The sequence below is a fragment of the uncultured Thermomonas sp. genome, assembly GCF_937872235.1.
GTDB classification, from domain to species: domain Bacteria; phylum Pseudomonadota; class Gammaproteobacteria; order Xanthomonadales; family Xanthomonadaceae; genus Thermomonas; species Thermomonas beijingensis.
The window spans coordinates 1-4,416 of record NZ_CALMPC010000060.1 but is presented as its reverse complement, the minus strand read 5'-3'; the positions used below and the strand labels follow the sequence as shown (position 1 = coordinate 4,416).

Below are 4,416 nucleotides of genomic sequence, written 5' to 3'. Positions count from 1 at the left end.
CGCATTCTGCGCACCGAAACCGCCGGTATCGCCGCGATTGCCGCGCTGCAGGTGATCTTGGGTGATCTTGGGTGAGTCAAGTACGGCCCAAACTCACACCGCAAGCAAGCCTGACTTCAAGCCGCCTGCGCCATCACTTCGCGCAGACTGTCTTCGAGTGCGGCCAAGTCCGGCACCATCGCATCGTCTTCATTGTGGCGCACGCGCGCCAACACCCCTGCCGGTAACTCGCCGCCACTCTCCAGGGTCACCATCGACGTCTCGGTCACCGTTACCAAGCGCGGGAAGCCCTGCGTCAGCATTGCGAAATAGGGATGCTTTTCATCGCCGCCCAATGCTTTCAGCACAATGACTTTGCTGCCCAAGCCGCCTTCTTCGTCAGCCAACTCGGCAAACCGCGAGAACGATACCAACGGCAACTGCCAGCCGCGCCAGCGGATCCGCCCCAGCAACCAATCCGGGGCATCGGCCACCGGCTCCGGCGGCGCAAACGACAACACTTCGGCGATGGTGGCATTGGGCAGTAGCAAGCGCGCCTGCGCGACTTGGATCAGCACGCCTCGGATGATGTGGGCAATGTTGTCGGACATGGGATACCTCAGGCAGGCCAGCGCTGGAGCAGCAGACGGGAAATTTCGGCAAGACTACGCGCCTCACCACCACGTGCCACCAACAATTTGCTGGTGGCAGGATCAAAACAATTATCGGGCGCCTGGCCATACACCAACGCCCCACCCAGCCGCAACGACAGCGCCACATCAACCAGCGCAGTATCGGCGCCACTCAATAGCAGCATGGCGGTATCGGCGGCGCGCAAACCGGCAAAACGTGCCGCGCCATCGGTGGCCACCAACACCAAGCTGTCACCAGACTGTTGCACATCCACCAGATCCGGGAGTACGTACACTTGACCATGCACCAGCACTTCACCGGGCTGCCCAAGGCTGACTGTCAACGTGGTGGCACGCTGCATCTGACGTACCAGTTTGTCGTATTGACCACCCGCCACGCGCTGATGCAGCAACACCGCGCGTGAGAAGTCTTGCGGCAAGCTGCCCAGAATCTGGCGTACGGCATCCGGACCACCTACCCCAGCCGAAATGACCACGGCACCCTGACCCTGATCAGGTGCTTGTAATGGTGCAGGCTTCAGCGAAGGCATGGCCGCGACCTGCAGCGCCAGCGCTTCCATTTCCTGTTGCAGTCCTTGTGGCGCATCCGGGTCCGGCGCGACGGGCAGGACATCCGCATGACCATGCAATTTGGCGGCCAAATGGCGCATCCAGCGGGCTGCCTCCCAGCCATCGCGTTTGCTGGCTACGTCGGCATCATCAAACATCACCCGCAGCGCTGGATCAGCCAGAACCGCATCGAAGCTGCCCAACGCGGACTCGATGACCGGGTCGAGCACCACCAATACGACGTCGGGTGCGGCAGCCTGCAATGCATCGACACCCACGCTGCAAGGGTCCAGCACCGCTACCAGCGCGGCTCCGGCCTCCTGCACAGCCGCCTCGGTACGGTCGCGCCCCGCACCGGGGCGCGCCAACACCACCACACGCGGCCTGCTCATTGCAGGCTTCCATCGCCCGTGTGTTCAACCCCGAGCAAGTCGAACACGTTGCGCATGAGTTCGGCTTCCTGATACGGCTTGCCCAGATAGCGCTCGACACCCAGATCCATCGCGCGCTGGCGATGCTTTTCGCCGGTGCGCGAGGTGATCATGATGATCGGCACATTGCGCAAGCGTGGGTCGGCCTTCATCGCCGTTGCCAACTCGTAGCCATCCATGCGCGGCATTTCGATGTCGAGCAACATCAGGTCAGGCACGAAGTCTGCCATCCGCTCCAGCGCATCCAGGCCGTCCTTCGCGGTTGCCACTTCGAAGCTGTGACGCTCCAGTACACGACCAGTGACCTTGCGCATGGTGACCGAGTCGTCCACCACCATGACCAAGGGCACGCCACGCTGTTCGCTCGCGTGTACTACCGGGGTGGTATCGCGCGGAGCGGCGGCAAAGCGGCGCACCAGCGGCACCACGTCCAGAATCACCACCACGCGGCCATCACCCATGATGGTGGCGCCAAAGATACCGGGGATCGACAGCAGCTGCGGGCCGCCCGACTTCACCACGATTTCGCGGCTACCCACCACCTGATCTACCGCGACTGCAGCGCGCAGGTCACCTGACCGCACCAACAACAGCGGCATCTGCAGATGACCCTCAGCCTTGGCGGTCGATGTTCCGACCAGCGCACCCAAATCGTGCAGGGCATAGTCTTCGCCACCGTAACGATAGCTGGCATCGGACTTGGCCAAATCTTCGCGGCTGATCCGGCCCACGCCGCGCACCGAGGCAATCGGCACCGCGTATTCGGTATCTCCGATCTTGACGAACACTGCCTGCGTGACCGCCAAGGTCTGCGGCAGGCGCAGGGTGAAGGTGGTGCCTTCCCCCGGGCGCGATGCAATGTCGATGGTGCCGCCCAACTGGCGTACTTCGCTGGCGACCACATCCATGCCGACGCCACGCCCGGCCAAGCGGCTGACGGTTTCCGCGGTGGAGAAGCCCGGCTGCATGATCAGCTGGTCCAACTCGGTCTCGGACAGCACCGCATCGGCCTGGATCAATTCACGCTCGATTGCGCGGGCACGGATTGCATCGCGATTGAGGCCGGCACCATCGTCGGAAATCTGCAAAACGACTTCCGACCCTTCGCGGCGAACTGCCACACGAATGCTGCCTTCATCCGGTTTGCCTGCGGCACGGCGCACATCCGGCACTTCCAGACCATGCGCAATGGCATTGCGCAGCATGTGCTCCAACGGCGCCGTCATGCGCTCCAGCACATTGCGATCCAGTTCGCCCTGAGCACCGTCCAGCTTGAGCTGGGCTTGCTTGCCGGTCTCGCTGGCGGCCTGACGGATCACGCGGCGCAAACGCGGCACCAACGAATCAAATGGCAACATGCGGGTGCGCATGAGGCCTTCCTGCAACTCGGAACTGACGCGTGACTGCTGAGTCAGCAGGGTTTCGTACTGACGCGTCAGGTCTTCCATCGACCCATGCAAGCTCTGCAAGTCGGCGGCGGACTCGGCCAGTGCCCTCGAGAGCTGTTGCAAGGTGCTGAACCGGTCGAGTTCCAGCGGGTCGAAGGTCTCGCTCCCGGCATCGCCTTCGCGTTGGTAGCGGGCGATGATTTGCGCTTCGGTTTCGGAATCCAGACGCCGCAACTGATCGCGCAGACGCAGGTTGGTTTGCTCCATTTCCTGCGCGGTACTGCGGAACGCAGACAGCTGCTGCTCCAGACGTGCGCGATAGATCGCCACCTCGCCGGCGTAGTTCACCAAGCGGTCGAGCAGATCCGCACGGATGCGCACCTGCTCCTGCGGTGCGCGAACGCCCAGATCGTCGTCGTCGAAACCAGCATCCGGGTTGATCGGCATAGACAACGGCTTGAGCGGCACCACCTTGGTGGTCGCCTTGGGTGCTGTTGCCTGGGCCGCAGCTTCGGCACCAACTGCAGCCCCGACTTCGGCCAACTCCGCCGGCTCCGGCGCAGCCACCGCACGATTTTCCGCGCGCGCAGCGAACTCTTCGATCAACGCCTCCGGCATGCCGACTGCACGACGTGCCGCAACGCGGGTAATCATGCCGTGCAACCGGTCGAACCCGCGCTCCAGCAATGACACTCCGGCTTCGCCCAACTCCACCTTCTGTGCCGCGGCAGCTTCCAGCAGCGACTCCATGGCGTGGCCCAATTCACCGACCGACATCATGCCAGCCATGCGGGCGCCGCCCTTGAGCGTATGCAAGTCGCGTTGCAGGCCCACGATCAGTTCCTGATCTTCGGTCTGCTCACGCAATTGCGACAGCAAGCCATCGGAATGATCGAGCAGATCGCCTCCTTCTTCGACGAAGATATCGACCAGTTCCACGTCCAAATCACTGGTATCCAGCGCTTCGTCCGGATCTTCTGCAGCTGCAGCCGTCGCCTGCAATGCCGCCAATGCAGCAAATTCGCGTGCCTTGGCTGCCGCCTGCGCTTCGGCAACTCGACGCTCGGCCTGTTGCCGCTCGACTTCGGCACGTGCAGCCGCAGCCCGTTCAGCTTCCAGGCGCTCGGCTTCGACACGCGCAGCGACAATCCGATCTGCTTCCTGACGCTGTGCTTCCGCGCGTTCGGCGTCGAGACGCTCTGCTTCAAGGCGTTCGGCTTCGACGCGTTCTGCTTCGAGACGTTCGGCTTCGAGACGTTCGGCTTCGAGACGTTCGGCTTCGACGCGTTCTGCTTCGAGACGTTCGGCTTCGACGCGTTCAGCCTCAAGGCGTTCGGCTTCGACGCGTTCTGCTTCAACACGCTCGGCTTCGAGACGCTCAGCTTCAAGGCGTTCTGCTTCAACACGCTCGGCTTC

General features: G+C 62.9%; 3 protein-coding genes. All 3 read right to left on the bottom strand.

Annotation, left to right across the window (positions count from 1 at the left end):
- Nucleotides 1–116: 116 nt before the first annotated feature.
- On the bottom strand, nucleotides 117–590 hold the full coding sequence (locus QWB57_RS05270; RefSeq protein WP_288968630.1) for a chemotaxis protein CheW: 474 nt from the start codon (nucleotides 588–590) through the stop codon (nucleotides 117–119).
- A gap of 8 nt (nucleotides 591–598) precedes the next feature.
- On the bottom strand, nucleotides 599–1,573 hold the full coding sequence (locus QWB57_RS05265) for a chemotaxis protein CheB (RefSeq protein WP_288968629.1): 975 nt from the start codon (nucleotides 1,571–1,573) through the stop codon (nucleotides 599–601).
- The coding region (locus QWB57_RS05260; RefSeq protein ID WP_288968628.1) for a response regulator at nucleotides 1,570–4,416 on the bottom strand (2,847 nt) is incomplete at its 5' end. The genes QWB57_RS05265 and QWB57_RS05260, both read right to left, overlap by 4 nt.